The 17129-nt window shown below is 70.3% G+C and carries 13 protein-coding genes and 1 pseudogene; 6 read left to right on the top strand and 8 right to left on the bottom strand.

What is annotated here, in order from left to right:
- Positions 1 to 78 precede the first annotated feature (78 nt).
- Together ACZ68L_RS01195 and ACZ68L_RS01190 are read right to left on the bottom strand one after the other, a co-directional pair.
- On the bottom strand, positions 79 to 1905 hold the full coding sequence (locus tag ACZ68L_RS01195; protein WP_469573157.1) for an HAD-IA family hydrolase: 1827 nt from the start codon (positions 1903 to 1905) through the stop codon (positions 79 to 81).
- Complete coding sequence (locus tag ACZ68L_RS01190) at positions 1902 to 3068, bottom strand: DegT/DnrJ/EryC1/StrS family aminotransferase (protein ID WP_469573155.1); 1167 nt, start codon at positions 3066 to 3068, stop codon at positions 1902 to 1904. Before ACZ68L_RS01190 ends, ACZ68L_RS01195 begins: the two co-directional genes overlap by 4 nt.
- A 351-nt stretch (positions 3069 to 3419) precedes the next feature.
- On the opposite strand from ACZ68L_RS01190, the pseudogene ACZ68L_RS01185 reads away from it, so the two are divergent.
- The 3 genes and pseudogenes from ACZ68L_RS01185 to ACZ68L_RS01175 all read left to right on the top strand — a co-directional run.
- Positions 3420 to 3563, top strand: a pseudogene (locus ACZ68L_RS01185) (DUF6204 family protein); the annotation flags it as partial.
- A 76-nt stretch (positions 3564 to 3639) separates the two neighbouring features.
- Complete coding sequence (locus tag ACZ68L_RS01180; RefSeq protein ID WP_469573154.1) at positions 3640 to 4020, top strand: hypothetical protein; 381 nt, start codon at positions 3640 to 3642, stop codon at positions 4018 to 4020.
- Positions 4021 to 4029: 9 nt separating this feature from the next.
- Positions 4030 to 4869: an ABC transporter permease gene (locus tag ACZ68L_RS01175; RefSeq protein WP_469573153.1), complete on the top strand. Its 840-nt coding sequence runs from the start codon at positions 4030 to 4032 to the stop codon at positions 4867 to 4869.
- Positions 4870 to 5064: 195 nt separating this feature from the next.
- Here the strand turns inward: ACZ68L_RS01175 and ACZ68L_RS01170 are convergent, their stop codons facing one another.
- Positions 5065 to 6183, bottom strand: coding sequence for a multicopper oxidase domain-containing protein (locus ACZ68L_RS01170; RefSeq protein WP_469573151.1), 1119 nt, complete (start codon positions 6181 to 6183; stop codon positions 5065 to 5067).
- Between the two features lie 287 nt (positions 6184 to 6470).
- Here ACZ68L_RS01170 and ACZ68L_RS01165 point away from each other — a divergent pair, with 287 nt between their 5' ends.
- Together ACZ68L_RS01165 and ACZ68L_RS01160 are read left to right on the top strand one after the other, a co-directional pair.
- A complete protein-coding gene (locus ACZ68L_RS01165) occupies positions 6471 to 8963 on the top strand; it encodes a ThuA domain-containing protein (RefSeq protein ID WP_469573149.1) in 2493 nt (830 codons plus the stop codon).
- Positions 8960 to 11191, top strand: coding sequence for an OmpL47-type beta-barrel domain-containing protein (locus ACZ68L_RS01160; protein ID WP_469573147.1), 2232 nt, complete (start codon positions 8960 to 8962; stop codon positions 11189 to 11191). The genes ACZ68L_RS01165 and ACZ68L_RS01160 overlap by 4 nt, the downstream gene beginning before the upstream one ends.
- A gap of 12 nt (positions 11192 to 11203) precedes the next feature.
- On the opposite strand, the gene ACZ68L_RS01155 is transcribed toward ACZ68L_RS01160, so the two are convergent.
- Together ACZ68L_RS01155 and ligD are read right to left on the bottom strand one after the other, a co-directional pair.
- Complete coding sequence (locus ACZ68L_RS01155; RefSeq protein WP_469573146.1) at positions 11204 to 12283, bottom strand: ABC transporter permease; 1080 nt, start codon at positions 12281 to 12283, stop codon at positions 11204 to 11206.
- A complete protein-coding gene (gene ligD / locus ACZ68L_RS01150; protein ID WP_469573317.1) occupies positions 12280 to 13290 on the bottom strand; it encodes a non-homologous end-joining DNA ligase in 1011 nt (336 codons plus the stop codon). The genes ACZ68L_RS01155 and ligD overlap by 4 nt, the downstream gene beginning before the upstream one ends.
- 98 nt (positions 13291 to 13388) lie before the next feature.
- Between ligD and ACZ68L_RS01145 the strand changes: the two genes are divergently transcribed.
- A complete protein-coding gene (locus tag ACZ68L_RS01145; protein WP_469573145.1) occupies positions 13389 to 14456 on the top strand; it encodes an ATP-dependent DNA ligase in 1068 nt (355 codons plus the stop codon).
- Here ACZ68L_RS01145 and ACZ68L_RS01140 read toward each other — a convergent pair.
- From ACZ68L_RS01140 to ACZ68L_RS01130, 3 genes are all read right to left on the bottom strand, one after another.
- Positions 14439 to 15665, bottom strand: coding sequence for a lytic transglycosylase domain-containing protein (locus tag ACZ68L_RS01140; protein WP_469573143.1), 1227 nt, complete (start codon positions 15663 to 15665; stop codon positions 14439 to 14441). The two genes, ACZ68L_RS01145 and ACZ68L_RS01140, sit on opposite strands and share 18 nt — an antisense overlap.
- Before the next feature lie 22 nt (positions 15666 to 15687).
- Entirely contained in the window at positions 15688 to 16437 is a 750-nt protein-coding gene (locus ACZ68L_RS01135; RefSeq protein ID WP_469573142.1) for a hypothetical protein, read from the bottom strand.
- 157 nt (positions 16438 to 16594) lie between these two features.
- Positions 16595 to 17125, bottom strand: coding sequence for a hypothetical protein (locus tag ACZ68L_RS01130; protein ID WP_469573140.1), 531 nt, complete (start codon positions 17123 to 17125; stop codon positions 16595 to 16597).
- Between the last annotated feature and the right edge of the window lie 4 nt (positions 17126 to 17129).

The following is a 17129-nucleotide window of genomic DNA, read 5'->3' as shown; positions in this document are numbered from 1 at the left end:
GAATGCGGCCGCATTGTGCGCCGTGAACAATGCGAGGGCCCGGCCGTCGTGGACGGCCGGGCCCTGTCGGCGGTGCGGTCAGTCGGCGGCGACCGCCGGGCACAGAGCGAGCAGATCGGCGGGCTCGCGCAGCACGGCGTCGGGCCCGGCGGCCAGCAGGGCGGCCGCGTCGCTCTCGCCCCACAGGGCCGCGACGGCCGTCACGCCGGCGCCGCGGGCGCTGGCCAGGTCGGTCACGGCGTCGCCGACCATCATCGCGCTGTGTGCCTCGGCGCCGAGCAGGTCGAGGGCGTGCAGCACGATGTCCGGTGCGGGCTTGGGGCGGGCGATCTCGTCGGAGCCGATGACGTGGTCGAACAGGTCGAGGACGCCGAGCTGTTGGAGCAGCGAACGGGCCCGGGGGCCGCTCTTGCCCGTGGCGATGGCGAGCCGGAAGCCCCGCTCGCGAAGGGTGCGCAGCAGCTCGGGGACCCCGTCGAACATCGGGACCAGGTGGGCCATGCGGTAGCTCTCGCGGACGAAGGGCTCCTCCATGTCCAGCGGGAGGCCCATGATCCGCATGATGTCGGGGAAGTAGCGGCCCAGGTGGCGGTTGTACTCCTCGAACGGCGCCGGGCCCTCGCCCACGACCTCCGCGTAGGCGATCGAGAACGCCTTGCGCATCACCTCGGTGCTGTCCACGATGACCCCGTCGAGGTCGAAGACCACGATGCTCTTGGGGTGTTCCAGGGGTGCGGTGGTCGCGGTCGGGGTGTCCTGGGTGAGGCCGGTGGTGCGCGGGTCCATGCGGTACTCCCTCGTTGTCGCGTGCCGCCGGGCGGCGCGTCCGCGGGCCGAAGCGTAGAGGCGCTCGATGACCCCGATGGTCCTGCGGGCCTCGGCGACGGCCCGGCCTCTGCCGTCCGGGTCGGCCAGCTCGGCCGGGAGCGCGTCGAGTTGCCGGTCGTACTCGGCGCCGATCGGGTCCTGTGCGACGGGCACCTCGGTGCTCTCTCCGTCGCGGGTGTGTGTGAGGGCCGATCCGTCGTGGCGGTTCGGGCTGAAGCCGAAGGTGCAGCGCAGTGTCGTGGTGCCCGCGCTGCCCTCCACGCGGATGAGCGTGACGTCGCGCGGCTCGTGCGAGGCCCAGCTCGCGCGCAGCGAGACGGAGACGCCGTCCTCCGTGACGAGGAATCCGCGCGCGGTGTCCTCGACGTCGGCGGCCGCCTCCGGTGCGCCGTGGGGCTCCTTGTCGTCGCGCCAACGGGCCCGTGCGGTGCCGTTGTTGACGAAGTCGCCGGAGACCGTGCCGGAGACCTGCTCGACCGCGGTGGCACCGAGCAGCGGCGAGACGGTGTCGAGCAGGTGCCAGCCGAGGTCCACCAGCGCGCCGCCGCCCGAGAGCTGGGCCTGGGTGAACCAGCCGCCCGCGTCCGGCACTCCGCGCGCCCTGACCCAGGACGCGTCGACGTGGCGGATGCGCCCCACGGAGCGGGCCTGTTCGTACAGGGCGCCGACGTCGGCGCGGAAGCGGGCCGCGCTGCCGGCCAGCAGGACGGCGCCGCCCTCGCGTTCGGCAGCGGCCAGCCGGTCCGCCTCCTCGGAGGTGAGGCACACCGGCTTCTCCACGAATACGGATATGCCCTTGGCCAGCAGCTTCTCCGCGATGTCGGCGTGCAGGTGGTTGGGCACCGCGACGACCGCGAGGTCCACGGAGTCCGGGGCAAGCTCCACGACGTCCGTGTGCAGCGGGACGCCTTGGTGCTCGGTGCCTTCGACTGCCGGGTCCACTACGGCAGTGACTTCGTAGGACGGGTGCCCGACGAGCCTGGGCAGCCAGATCGACCTGCCCGCCCAGCCGAGACCGACCACCACCGTGCGTACGGGCCGCCCGCCCGCCGGTCCACCGGCCGGCCGCTCGCTCATGCCGCGGCCACGGTCTCGGCGATCACGGACGCGATGTCGTGCATCTGCTGTTCGGTGCCGAGCAGGGTGCGGTGGTGCAGCCAGATGGAGTCCCGCGTCAGGGCCTCGGAGTTCGGGCACCGGCGGGCCAGCTCGTCCACCGAGAGGTCCGGGGCGTTGGCCTCCCAGAACCCGTCGCTGCGGTAGACGGCGCGGAAGCCGACGAAGGCCGGCAGGCCGCGCTCGATCAGGGCGTCCACGAGAGCGTTGCGCCGCTCCTCGCCGAGCTCGGGGACCCGGAACATGGCCATGTAGTGCGGGTTGCGGTCGTTGCGCTCGTCCCTGGACTGCGGCACGACGCCCGGTATCTCGGCGAGCAGGCTCTCAAGGAGCGGCCACCGCTGCTCGCGGGTGTCGATCTGGTCGCCCAGGCGGCCCAGTTGGGCGCGCAGCACCGACGCCGAGAACTCGTTCAGGCGGAAGTTCGACCCGGATGTGCCGTGGAAGTACTTGCGGTCGGTGCGCGGCCGCCCGCAACTGTGCCGCAGGAACGCGGCCTCGTACTGCTCGGCGTCGGGGAAGAGCACCGCGCCGCCCTCGCCCGCGGTCATCAGCTTGCCGTTCTGGAAGCTGAAGGCGGCGACGGAGCCGAGCTCGCCGACCTTCTGGCCGCGCCACTGCGCGCCATGGGCGTGCGCGGCATCCTGGATCAGCGGGACGCCGGAGTCGGCCGACAGCTTCTGCAGGGCGTCCATGTCGGCGAAGTGCCCGGCCATGTGCACCGGCATGATGGCCCGGGTCCGGGGGGTGATGGCCGCCTCGACGGCAGCCGGGTCGAGGCAGTAGGTGTCCAGATCGACGTCGACGGGGACGGCGACGGCCCCCAGCCGCTGCGCCGCCTGCGAGGACGAGATGAACGTGAAGGCGGGGACGATGACTTCGGTTCCCGGGCCGACTCCGAGCACCTGCAGCGCGAGCTCCAGGGCGTGCGTGCCGTTGGTCACCGCGAGCGCGTAGCGAGCGCCGTGGTACTCGGCGAACTCCCGCTCGAAGGTGTCGACCTCACTGCCCCCGATCCGCCACCACTGGCCCTGTTCCAGCGCACGTTGCAGCCCCGTCCGCTCGGTGTCGTCGAACTGGGGCCAGGCGGGGAATTCAAACGTCTGCGGTGAACGACCAGTCATGATTTCCACACTTCCTCACGGATTCACTTCACTTGAGCCCGAAGCTACCGCAGGAAAAGAATCGCCCACCCCCCTCGATGACCCCCTAGAACCCCCCTTGACGGAAACCCGTGACGACAATCGACGGCACTTCAAAAAAAGTCCCCCTGTTCGCCATTCGACAGACAGGGGGCGCACCGGAATTCATAGGGGTTCTCAATTCTGTGCGCCGCCCCAGCATTTCAGGCAGGTCGCCGCCGCGTGCTTCCACCGGCTCGCCCCGGGCCCGCGAAGATCGGCAGGACAGGGCCTAGTCGCACGGCCCGGTCCGCGTCCCCCCGGGCCCTTTCCGTGTGGTGACCGCCGGGCACGACCGAACGCGCCGAGGACGCGGCGAAAGCGTGGCCGGCCGAACGCGGCTACCGCTACAAGAACCTCAGGAGCAACGCCGAGGACCTCTCCCAGGCGCCACTGGGCAAACGGCAGCGTCGGGCCGCAGCGCAGAAGGACGGCTGATCCCGCAGCGGCACTCCCGCCGACCGCCGGCGTCGACCCCCAGGCACGCGAGGACCTCTGGCGGATCATCGGGAGCGTGCACGAGGCCGGCCAGACCGTGGTGCTGACCACGCACCACCTCGACGAGGCCGAGGCCCTGTGCCGACGCCTCGCCGTCATCGCCCACGGGCGGCTGCGCACCCGCGACACCCCCGAGGCGATCAAGGCGACCAGCGGCGCGCAGACCGTCATCACGGTCCGGTACGACGCCGATGCCGCCCCCGTCGAAGACGCGGTACGGCGCATCCCCGGCGGCCCGCACGACGTCGTCGTCGTCGACGGCCCGACCCTACGGGTGCGCAACCACGCGCCCCGACGGCGTGCTGGGTCACCTGCTGCGCGAAGCAGGCGCCGCGGGTCTGACCGTCCGCGATGCCGCCACCACACCCCCCGGCCTCCTCACCCTGACCGGACGTGACTACCAGCCATGACCGACTCACCCCTCACCGCAACCGTCCCCCGCAAGCAGTCGTCCCGCCGGGCGGCCTGGCGTGCCTACCGGGCGCTGACCGCCCGCGACCTGCACGTCCTCGGCCGCAACCCTCCGGTCCTGCTCCTGCAGGTGGGTCTTCAGCCGCTGCTCTTCACCTTCGCCTTCGCGTACGTGATGCCCAGCATCGGCAGTGGGCTCGGCGGAGCCACCTCGTTCTCGACGATCCTGCTGCCCGGCCTGATAGCCGGCACCCTGACGCTGCAGCGCATCATGTCCGTCACCGGGCCGCCGGCCGCCGAACTCGGCCCCGGCCGCGAGATCACCGACCGCGCCCCGGCCCCGCTGCCCGTCTGGGCGCTGGGCCTCCAGAAGATCACCTCATCGGCGGTCTTCGGCCTGATCTCGTCCCTCGTGGTCATCCCGATCGTGTGGCTCGTGCACGCTCCGGGCGCCGCGCCGCGAGCCCAGGTCGACAACTGGCCCCTGCTCGTGGTCACCCTGGTCCTCAGCGCGCTGCTCGCGTCCGCGCTCGGGCTGCTGCTCGGTACAGCGATCGACGCCTCCGCCTTCGGCGCACTGCTGGGCCTGCTCCCGGCCGCCGGCACGATGCTGGGCTGCGTCTACTACCCGTGGACCGCACTGGACTCGATCGGCTGGGTCCAGGTGCTCACGCTCGCCAACCCGCTCGTCTGCATGAGCGAGGGCCTGCGTGCGAACCTGACGCCCGCCACCGGTCACATGCCGACCTGGGCCTACCTCACGGCCCTCACCTTCGGCACGGCCACCCTCGGTCACCTCGGCCTGCGCCGCTTCACCCGGCGGGTCCGGACCTGAGGCGCCCTGCCCCGGCTCCGGACCTGAGGCGCCCTGCCTCGGTGGACGCCGGATGCACTGCGACGCAGCACGTCGAGGACCTGGACCCGGCGGACAAGCACGGCACGACGATCAGCGCCGAAGACGGGGCGGCCGAGTGGATTCACCGGCAGTCCGGCACCGCTCGGCCGCTGCCCACCGGCCGACCCGATCGCCTCACCTCGAAGCAGGCTTGTCCGTACCGGTCTTGTCCGACCCGGGCTCTTCCATACCGGCCATGCCCTTACCGGCCGTTTCCTTACCGGCCGTTTCCTTACCGGGCTTGTCCGGAGCGGCCTTGTCCGGAGCCGTCTTGTCCGGAGCGGCCGTGTGGGTCGTCATGTCGTGCGGGTCGTACCCCGGCACGGTGCCGTCCGGCTTGGCGACCAGCAGCAGTCCGGCCATGCCCATGTCGGAGTGGCTCTGCACATGACAGTGGTACATCCAGGCACCGGCGCCCACGTGTTCGCCCGCGATGACCTGGAAACCGAAGGAGTCCGCCGGGCCCACGATCTTCGTGTCGATGACCCGGCTCGGATCGTCGGGGCCGGTGAGCAGGCCGGTCCGGTTGTCCGCCCAGCGATGACCGTGGATGTGGAACGTGTGGTAGTACTCGCCGTGGGTGATCATGACCACTTCCAGCCGGTCGCCCACCGTGGCCTCGAAGTTGGGGCTCTCATGGGCCGCCTTGTTGTTGATCGTCATGTCGTTGAAGACGATCGTGATCGTCTTGTCCGGCAGGATGTCTCCCTTGCGCCGGACGATCACCGGACCGTACAGGCCCTTCCGGATACCTCCGGTGCCGTGGTCCGTGCCGACGACATGGTCGTGGTAGTGCCAGTAGCCGGCGCTGCCCGGCTGCCAGGTGCCGTCCTTGCGCCGGCCCGGCGCATGGGTGCGCCAGGTGTAGGTGCGGGTGTCGCCCGGCTCGACGATGCTCTTGTTCATCCGGGTGCCGTCGCTCGCGATGTCGTAGTCGACGCCGTGCGCGTGAAGACTGGCCGGTACGTCCATCGCGTTCTCGAACTCGATGTGCAGGGTGTCGCCCTCGTTGATCTCGATGAGGGGTCCGGGCACCGACGCCTTGCCCTTCTCCAGGCCGTACCCCATCCGACCGTCCGCCAGCTTCTCCGCGTACAGCTTGAGATGGCGGACGACGCCGCCCGCCGGGGCGGTCTTCGGTGGGGGCTCTGCCGAACTGGCCTCGATCGCACCGAGCGACAACGATGTCACCCCGGTCGCGGCCGCCACTCCACCGCCTACCAGCAATCGCCGGTTGAAGCTCCTTCTGTCCATGTCGAACTCCCCACTGCACTAAGGAATTTACGGAGTCTTTGCGAACGCGCCCGGCTCTCGGGGACTGCGGAGATACGGAGGTTACGGGGATCACGGCGGCTTCAGGGGGCGCCGGAGCGGGCGGGGCGCGGGCTCCCCCCGGACGGCCCACACCGTAGCCGGGGGATCTTCGTTTATCCACACCCAGGACAAAGTTCGTGCCATTGCTGCCATAGCTATTGGCGAGTCGCGAAAAGAGGTCTAGCTTCATCCGCTGTTGCAGTGACCAAAGAGGGGTGGGTGACCACATGCAGCGCACACCACATCACAGGTCCAGATCGCGACGCGGACTTGCGGCGGCCCTGGCGGCCGGCGCACTGACCGCCTCCTTGCTCGGCGCCAACACCGCCGACGCCAGGCCCCATCCGGAGCCGCCGCGAAGTATGGCGACAACGTTGTCCCTCCCGTCGCCGCCGGGCGGCGCCAACGTCAAGGTGCTGGTGTTCCACGCCTCCGCCACCGAGGAGTCCCCGACCGTCGACGCCGGAATCGCGGCGATCGAGAAGATCGGGCTCACCGGACCCGAGGCGGGCCGGTTCCGCACCGTCGCCACCGACGACCCGGCCGTCTTCACCAACGGCAAGCAGCTCGGCAAGTACAACGCCGTGGTCTTCCTCACGGGTGGCGGCGATGTGCTCGACCCGGAGCAGGAGGCCGGCCTGGAGGCGTACATGGAGGCGGGCGGCGGCTTCCTCGGCATCCATGACGCGGCGCGCACCGAGCCGTACTCGGACTGGTTCACCGGTCTGATCGGAGCCCGTCCGGCGGCCGGCGGCCCGACGACCGTACAGCGAGCGACGGTTGAGATCGGTGACCGGCAGCATCCGGCGACCAAGACTCTGCCGCTGGAGTGGAAACGCCCGGACAAGTGGCTGAACTGGACGAAGAACCCGTCCGGCGATGTGCACACCGTGGCCCGCGTGCGGGAGATCACGTACAAGCCCGGCGCGAGCGCCAACGGCTGGGACCATCCGGTCTCCTGGTGCCGGGACTACGACGGCGGCCGGTCCTTCTACACGGCGATGGGCGGTACGGTCGACAGCTTCGCGGAAACCGACTTCCGCGACCATCTGCGCGGCGCGCTGGCCTGGACGACGCGGATCGCGCAGGCCGACTGCAAAGCGACGATCACCTCCAACTACAAGGCGCAGCGCGTCACCCAGCCCAATCAGCCGGGCCAGAACGACCAGATCGGCGAGCCGCACGGCCTGGTCGTCGCCCCGGACGGACGGGTGCTTTACATCGGCCGCGGCGGCGCCGACAGCAGCAAGCCGGTCGTCACCGACTGGAACGACCCGGAGATCGGCAAGGGGCTGGGACAGATCCATGTCTACGACCCGAAGACCGGGAAGGTCACCCTCGCCGGCGCGCTGACGATCTTCGGCAACAAGGGCGGCGGCGACGAGCTGGTCAAGGTCGAGGAGGGGTTGCTCGGGATCGAGCTGGACCCGGACTTCGAGAAGAACGGCTGGGTGTACCTGCATTACACACCCCACTCGAAGATCGACCGCGACAAGCAGATGGCGGTGCGTCAGGTCTCCCGCTTCACCCTGGACCTGGCGACCAACAAGCTCGATCTGTCCTCCGACAAGGTGCTGTTGCACTGGCCGGTCCAGATCCACAGCTGCTGCCACGCCGGCGGCGGGATGGCCTGGGACTCCAAGGGCAACCTGTACATCGCCACCGGTGACAACAACTCCTCCGGCTTCAGCGACGGTTACTCCGGCAACAACCCTGCACCCAACTACAAGGGCGTCTCGTTCGCCGATGCCCGGCGCACCGCGGGCAACACCAACAACCTCAACGGCAAGATCCTGCGGATCCACCCCGAGGACGACGGCACCTACACCCTGCCCGAGGGCAACCTCTTCACCGGCAAGGAGCCCGACGAGGGCGGCGGCAGGACGCGCGGCGAGATCTATGTGATGGGCGTGCGCAACCCCGCCCGGATCTCCGTCGACAAGGCGACCGACACGCTGTACGCGGGCTGGGTCGGCCCCGACGCGGGCGCGCCGTCCACCACCTGGGGTCCGGCCAAGTACGACACGTTCGCCGCGATCACCAAGGCGGGCAATCACGGCTGGCCGTACTGCATGGGCAACAAGCAGCCCTATCGGGACCGCAATCTGCCGGATCCGGGCAAGCCGCTCGGCTGGTACGACTGCGACCACCCCAAGAACGAGTCGCCGAACAACGACGGCCTGGTGAATCTGCCGCCGATCACCTCCAACACCATCTGGTACTCGCCGCAGGGCGGTGGCGTGGATTACCCGCGCGACGCGAACGGTATCCCGAGCTACAAGGCGGAGGAGCAGAAGCAGCTGCTGCCGTGGCTCAAGGGCGGCGGTCAGGCCACGATGAACGGTCCGGTCTACCGGTACGACGCGGCGAGCGCCAGCGCCGACAAGTGGCCCTCCTACTGGGACGGCAAGTGGTTCGTCGGTGACTTCTACGACGACACCCAGCCGCGGCACGCCGTGCTCACCGACCCGAAGACGGCCGGCAAGGGCGGTCTGCCCACGCACGCCGAGTCCCTGAAGAAGATCATCCCGGTCGGGGCGGACGGCATCCGCAACCTGATGGACTGGAAGTTCGCCCCGGACGGTTCCCTGTACGTCCTGGACTACGGGCGCGGCTTCTTCACCTCCGACTCCAAGTCCGCGCTGTGGCGTGTGACGTACAAGGGCGGCGGTCCGACCCCGGCCGCCGCGGACCTGGCCAGGAAGGCGGCAGTGGGATGAGACACCGTTCGATCCTCTCGCGACGGCGCTACCGGCCCGCCCGGTTGTGGCTCGCCCTGCTGGGTTCGTTCCTGATGGTCCTGGGGCTGACCTCGACAGCGGCGTACGGCCGCACGGCGGCTCCCGGCACCACGGCGGCCGACCAGGTCCTCACCTGGACGGCGGGCGACTCCATCGACCACTATCTGTCCGCTCCGAAGACCGCGGTGGCCGGCAAGGCGACCATCGTCTTCGAGAACAGCGCGGCGACCGGGAACACCACGGGAATGCCGCACACCCTCACCTTCAGCGTCTCGGACCCGGAGTTCAACAACGACGTCTCGCTGAACATCCTCGCCAACCCCGCCGACGACCAGGGCGGCAAACACACCGCCGAGGTCACGCTCTCCCCCGGCCGGTACTTCTACCACTGCACCATGCCGGGGCACGAGGCGATGCAGGGCATCCTCACCGTGACGGACGGCGGCGGTACCGACACCACCGCGCCCGAGACCTCGGCGAAGCTCGACGGCGACAAGAACGCCGACGGCGCCTACGTCGGCCAGGCGACGGTCACCGTCTCGGCGACCGACGACGGCTCGGGGGTGGACACCGTCGAGTACGCGGTCGGGGCGGACGGCGCCTGGCAGCCGTACACCACGCCGATCGTGGTGAGCGAGGTCGGCACGCACACCATCCGGTACCGCGCCACCGACAAGGCGGGCAACACGGCCGCCGAGAAGTCCGTCGACTTCGCGGTCGCCGCGCCGCCGACGGACGACAGGACGCCGCCGGAGACCTCGGCGACCGTCTCCGGGGAGAAGGACGACCAGGGGCGGTACCTCGGAATGGCGACGGTCACCGTGACCGCCTCCGACACCGGGTCCGGCGTCAACACCATCGAGTACGCGATCGGGGCGGACGGCGCCTGGAAGCCCTACACCGCCCCCGTGATGGTGCACGAGACCGGCACGCACCAGGTCCGCTACCGGGCCACCGACAGGGCGGGCAACACGGCCGCGGAGAAGTCCGTCGACTTCACCGTCGTCGCGCCGCCGACGCAGGACACGACGCCGCCGGAGACCTCGGCCTCGGTCCAGGGCGACAAGAACTCCGACAACGCCTACATCACCAGCGCCAAGGTGACCATCACCGCGACCGACGCCGAATCGGGCGTGGACAGGATCGAGTACTCGCTCGACGGCGGCCCGTACCTCGCGTACACCGGCACCGTCATCGTCGACCGCGTCGGCTATCACACCGTCGCGCACCGCGCGACGGACAAGGCCGGCAACACCTCCCTGGCGAAGCAGGTGTCGTTCACCGTCGCGGAGAGCGGGGGCGTACCGGCTCCGAACTGCCCGGAGTTCGACGAGCGGCTCACCGTCATCGTCGGCACGGTGGACACCGGGGTTCCCAACCGGATCACCGGCAATCGCTGCACGATCAACGAGCTGATCGAGGACGAGAAGGACTGGTCGTCGCACGCACTGTTCCTCAAGCACGTCGACACCGTCCTGGACAAGCTGCTCACGGCCGGTGTGATCGACGCCCGCGAGCACAAGAAGATCTACCGGGCGGCCAAGCAGTCCGGGATCGGCAACCCGGGCCAGGACGAGGGCTACAAGAAGCTCTTCGACGGCACGGCGGCGTCCTTCGCCAAGTGGCAGCAGGTGGGCGGCGGCAGGTTCGGGCTCAACGCCGACGGCACGATCACCAGCTCCACCACGGTGGACGGCATGGGCATGCTCTGGTTCCCGGGACGGCAGTACGGCGACTTCTCGCTCAAGCTCCAGTGGCGGGACGACGCCCCCGGCACCGGCAACGCCAACAGCGGTGTGTTCGTCCGCTTCCCGAACGTCCACGACAACCCGGAGGAGTCGCGTCCGGAATGGGTCGCCATCAAGTACGGCCACGAGGTGCAGATCCTCGACCGTCCGGACGGCGACATGTACAAGACCGGCTCGATCTACGGCTTCGACCGGATCGGTCTGGCCGGCGCCGGGGTCACCCCCAAGGGCACCTGGAACGACTACGAGATCCGGGTCGTCGACCAGCACTACTCGGTCTACCGCAACGGTGTTCTGCTGAACGAGTTCGACAACAACGGCGGTCAGGTCTTCGAGCCGCCGCGGGGTGACGACCCGGGAACCGACGGCCGGCGGTACGCCTCCGGTTACATCGGGCTCCAGGTCCACAGCACCACGGACGTGGTCTCGTACCGCGACATCCGGATCAAGGAGCTGTAGCCCGAACGGGTGTCAAGTGGCCGTGACCGCGTGCTGGGGCATGTGGTCACGGCCTCCCGGGTGCCGGTGGCGCCACACCCAGAACACCGTGCAGGAGACCAGCAGCCATCCGGCGAGCACCAGGTACGGGAAGATCCGCTGATGGCCCTGGTAGTAGACGGCAGCATGCTGGGCATTGACCGAGGCGCCCGGGGGGAGCCAGCGGCCGATGAAGCCGAGCACCGACGGCAGCAGCGGCCAGGACACCGCGCCGCCGGACGACGGGTTGCCGAGCATCACCATGAGTCCCCAGGTGGGGAGCATCGCCCAGCGCCCGATCAGGGTGTTGAACATGGTGAAGACCATGCCCGTGGTGAGCATGGTGAAGGCGAGGATCAACCACGACTGGACGAACGGCAGGTCGACGGAGCCGAGCAGCCAGTCCACCACGGCGGCGATGGCGAACCCGCCGAGCAGGGAGTAGGCGATGGTGAACCCGATCCGCTCCAGGGGCCGCAGCGCCTTGGCGTGCACGCTCAGCTGGATCGCGCCGACGAAGCCGACGATCACCGCGGCGAGCGAGATGTAGAAGAGAGCGAGGCCGCGCGGGTCGCCCCGCTGCAGCGGCTTCACGTCCGTGACCTTCACCGGCACATGGGTCGCTTGCCCCACCTTCAGCGTGGACTCGGTGAGCAGCTGGGCGACCGAGGCCCCGGACGCGCTCGCCACGTCCAGGCCGACCCCGCCGTTCTTCGACCGCAGGACGGCGAAGACCTTCTGCTCCTCCAGCGCGGTGCGGGCTTGGGCACCGTGCGCGTACGCGTGCAGCACCAGCGAGGTGTTGAGCGCGCCCTCCAGCCGGTCGAGGAAGACCTTGTCGCGCGGCGTGTCGAGCGGGCCGACCGCGGCGACCGGGATGTTGCGCGGAGTCGGGTTGGCCATCGCATATGTGTAGGAGCCCGCGAAGAGACCGGCCGCGGCCGCGATGATGAACAGGAGCACGACGGCGGGCAGATACGGGGACTCCTTGAACGCCGCCCACCGGTCACCGCGGGCCAGGGGCCGGCCGTGTGCTCCATGCGGGGCGGAGGGCTCCAGATCGGGTGCGCTCATGCAGCGCCGTCCTCGTCGCGCCGCGCCCGGCTCGGCTGAACCCGCTTCGGTTCGCCCGGCATCTTCGGGTACTCCGGCGGGTAGGGCAGGTCGCCGAGTCCGCGCTCCCGTTCGTCGCGGTCGGCCAGCTCCAGCAGCCCGTCGAGCCGGAAGGCGTGCTCGTCCATGTCCGCGTGGACGTCGCCCGACTCCGCGTACCGCTTCGGCATGGTCCGGATGTCGAAGTCGCGCGGTTCGGCGTCGTCGATCTCCGCCCAGCGCAGCGGGGCGGAGACCGGGGCGTGCGGGAAGGGGCGTACGGAGTAGGCGGAGGCGATCGTGCGGTCACGGGCGGTCTGGTTGAAGTCGACGAAGATCCGCTCGCCGCGCTCCTCCTTCCACCACGCGGTGGTGACCCGGTCCGGCATCCGGCGTTCCAGTTCGCGCCCGGCGGCGATGGTGGCGCGCCGGACCTCGGTGAAGGTCCACCGCGGCTCGATGGGGACGAAGACGTGGATGCCCCGGCCGCCGGAGGTCTTGGGCCAGCCGCGCAGACCGTGGTCGTCGAGGACGGACCGCAGCTCATGGGCGGCCCGCACCGCGTCCGCGTACTCCGTCCCGGGCTGCGGGTCGAGGTCGATGCGCAGTTCGTCCGGGTGGTCGGTGTCGGCGCTCCGGACCGGCCAGGGGTGGAAGGTGAGCGTGCCGAGGTTGGCGGCCCAGAGGACGGCGGCGAGTTCGGTGGGGCAGATCTCGTCGGCGGGACGACCGCTGGGGAACGTGATCCGGGCGGTCGGGATCCAGTCCGGGAGGTTCTTCGGGGCCCGCTTCTGGTAGAAGAACTCGCCGTCGACGCCGTCCACGAAACGCTGAAGGGTGGTCGGCCGGTCGCGCAGGGCGCGGGTGACGCCGGGGCCCACGGCCAGGAAGTACTCGGCCACGTCCCTCTTGGTGTAGCCCTTTTCGGGGAAATAGACCTTGTCCGGACTGGACAGCCGTACGGTCCGTCCGCCGGCTTCCAGCTCCACCGCATTTCCCGCTGCACCCATGACGGTCACGGTAAGTCGAGCTCACATATGCCGCATATCGGGAGACTTATGGGCACCCATGGACAAGAATCGGAGCCATGGATCTGCCGGTGATGCCGCCTGTGAAGCCGATGCTCGCCAAGTCCGTCCCGAAGATCCCGCCCGGTATGCAGTACGAGGCCAAGTGGGACGGCTTCCGTGCGATCGTGCACCGGGACGGCGAGGAGGTGGTGATCGGCAGTCGCACCGGAAAGCCGCTCACCCGCTACTTCCCCGAGCTGGTCACGGCCGTCCGGGAGAATCTGCCGCCGCGCTGTGTGATCGACGGCGAGATCGTGGTCGCGTACGACGGACGGCTGGACTTCGACCGGCTCAGCGAGCGCATCCACCCGGCCGATTCCCGGGTCCGGCTGCTCGCGGAGCAGACCCCGGCCAGTCTGGTCGCCTTCGACATCCTGGCGGTGGGCGACGATTCACTGCTCTCCACCCGGCAGTCCGACCGTCGTGCCGTGCTGGAGGCGGCCCTGTCCGGTGCGTCGGCCCCGGTCCATCTCGCACCTGCGACCACCGACCCGGCGCTCGCCCGGGAGTGGTTCGAACGCTACGAGGGCGCGGGACTCGACGGTGTGGTCGCCAAACCGCTCGATCTGCCGTACCGCCCCGACACCCGGGTGATGTACAAGATCAAGCACGAGCGGACCGCCGACTGCGTGGTGGCGGGCTACCGCTTCCACAAGAGCGGTCCGGTCGTGGGCTCACTGCTGCTCGGCCTGTACGACTCCGAGGGGGTCCTGCAGCACGTCGGGGTCTGTGCGGCCTTCTCGATGAAGCGCCGCGCGGAACTGGCCGCGGAGCTGGAACCGCTGCGCGTCGACTTCACCGGCCATCCGTGGGCGGCCTGGGCGGATGCCGAGGCGCACGAACGCGCCCGGCTGCCCGGGGCGCCGAGCCGCTGGTCCGGGAAGAAGGACCAGTCGTGGGTGGCGCTGCGCCCGGAGCGGGTCTGCGAGGTGGCGTACGACCACATGGAGGGCGACCGCTTCCGGCACACCGCCCAGTTCCGCCGGTGGCGGCCGGACCGCACCCCTGGCAGCTGCACCTACGCGCAGCTGGAGGAGGTGGTGCGGTACGACCTGGCCGAGGTGCTGTCAGCCGGCGGAGGCTGAACCCGACGGCGTGGCACACGGGTCCTCGCTCGTGCTCGGGTCGGGCGACGGGGACTCGGTGGCTCCGGCCGAGTCGCTCGGATCGGGTGACGGGGAGTGTGTCGGACAGCCCGGGCTCGTGCCCGGTTCGGGGGCCGAGGTGCTGGGGTCGGGACTCGTTCCGGGGTCCGGGGTGGCCGATCCGCTGTCGGTCGGATCCGGGGAACCGCTGCCCGGATCGGTGGGGTGCGGGGAGCCGCTCGGGGGCGGGGAACCGGTGGGTGAGCCGGAGGGCTTCGGCGACGTCGACGGCGAGGGACCGGGCGAACCACCGGGCTGCGGGCCGATGATGATGCCACCGCCGGGGGCGCCGGGACCGCCCACCGGGTGCGCCGGCTTGTTCGGTCCGCCCGCGCCGGGGCTCTTCGGCACGGTGCCCTTGCCGTCGGCCACCGGGTGGATGCCCTTGCGGTAGAACTCCAGCCAGGACAGCACGGTGCGCAGATAGGTGTCGGAGTGGTTGTAGCTGAGGATCGCCCGGTCCAGATCGGCCTTCACGGACAGATCCCGCGCACCGGCGCAGAGGTAGTACCCGGCGGCCAGGGCCGCGTCGTAGACGTTGTTCGGATCGCGGCGGCCGTCGCCGTTCCCGTCCCTGCCCCAGTGGGCCCAGGTGGACGGGATGAACTGCATCGGGCCGACCGCCCGGTCGTAGCGGGTGTCGCCGTCGTACACGCCGCCGTCGGTGTCCGGGATGCTGGCGAAGCCCGCGCCGTCGAGCACCGGCCCGAGGATCGGGCTGAGCGTCGTACCGTGGGCGTCGACCCGTCCTCCGCCCGCCTGGCCGGACTCGACCTTGCCGATCGCCGCGAGCAACTGCCACGGCAGATGGCATCCGGGGTCGGTGCGCCCCAGCACGCCCTCCGCCTTGCGGTAGGCGGCGAGCACCGTGGCGGGGATGCCCGCCTCGGCCCACGAGCGCGCGGCGGCCGGACTCTGCTTCACACCGTGCTGCGGCGGTTCGGGCGAGACCAGCGGTGGCAGTTCGGTGTGGTACGAGTCGTCGTTGGGCACATGCGTCCAGATGACCTCGTCGGCCTCCTGGCGTTCCTTCGCGGTCTGTTCATGGCGGATGTGTCCGGGCGCCTGGGACGCGGTGAGCGCGGCCATCGCGGCGACCGCGGCTGCTGTGCCGCCGAGTCCGCGGCGCATGGTGCCGATGAACCTCATGCGTGCTCCCCTCTGCGCCGGGTCACTGGGTGAACGTATCGATGGCGGAGATGCGCCAGGTGTCGCCGCGGCGAACAGCGTCCACGGCGAACATGGCCGCCGCGTAGGTCGTCTCGTCCGACGTGCCGGTACGGGTGTTGCTCTGGTCGGCGAAGATCAGCAGCCGGGCCCGGTCGCCGTCGAGGAGTTCCACGCCGCTGTCCGTCACGGTCGTGGTCAGCACGAGCTTCTGCTTCTGCCCCTCGGCCCGTACCTGGGCGAGCATGTCGGCGTGCTGCCGGACCGCCTTGCCGACCAGGTAACTCCTCACCGCGCGCTCGGACTTGCCGGGTGCGGCGTAGTTGTACGAGAAGACCGCGCCGACGGCCTCGGAGATCTGCCCCTTCACCTCACTGGTGCGGCCGATGTCGGTGAGGGCGGAGTTCCGGCGGGCCGGGTCGTCGCGCAGGCTGCCTGCCGAGCTGAACGCCCAGGCCGCGAAGGCGCCGAGCAGCACGGTGAGTGCGCACAGGACGGCGGGCAGCCGGATGCGCAGACGGGATGTCCGCCCGCCTCGCGGTTGTGCCTCCTTCTTCGCCGGATCCGGTGTACCGGTGTCGTCCGTGACGGCGTCGTCGGTGGGCGTCCGCTCCGCGGCGGGCGTCTTCCCGGGCGCCTCGGGTGAGGGGTCCGGTGTCGTGGGCTCGCGCGGCGGGGCGGAGGCGGTGGCGCGTTCCGCGGCGACGGTGGCCAGTCGGCGCTGACGATTGACGAGGTGACGGGTCGTCGGCATGTCGTGGGTCCTCTCGGTGGCGGGGTGGGGGCGTCACGGCCAGGGTTCTTCGTTCGGATCGGCCGGATCAGCGAGCGGGGCCCGGCAAGATCCGAACGAGAGGCCCTGAGGGCTGTCCCGTAATCCGTGGTGGACGCCAGGGATGACGGGACAGCCCTCAGCCGGCCGTGTTGCCGACGGGCGCCTGGCCGAGGGCACCGAGCTTCCACCCCTCGGAGGTACGGGTGAGCTGCCCCAGCATCCGACTCTCCTTCACCGCGGGCTTGCCCTTCGGCGCGGTCACGGTGACCCGGAGCGCCACCATGACCCCGGCCTTGCCGGCCCGGTCGTCGAGTTCCGTCACCGCCCCGGACAGGACCTGGGCCGTGCTGACGGTCTTCGCCTGCTCGATCTGCTTCGCGAACGCGTCCCGTCCGTCGACGAGTTGTTTGTGCAGATCACCGGTGGTGGAGTCCTCCCAGCTGTCGAGGCCCTTCGCCAGCTTCCGGTGGTCGAGCGTGTTCATGTTCTGCACGGCCTGCTCGCCCGCGGCCAGTGCGTCGTCGCGGGCCTGCGCGTACGCCGCCGATTCGTCGTGCGCGGCTTCGTACCGGGCCACTGCGCCCCAGCCGGCCGCGCCGGCCGCCGCGACGGTCAGCACGATCGCCACCGCCACCAGCGGGTTACTCGTCATCCGTACCCGTGCCATTGCT

Source organism: Streptomyces sp. NPDC104309 (assembly GCF_055584025.1).
This window is presented reverse-complemented; position numbering and strand designations above follow the sequence as displayed.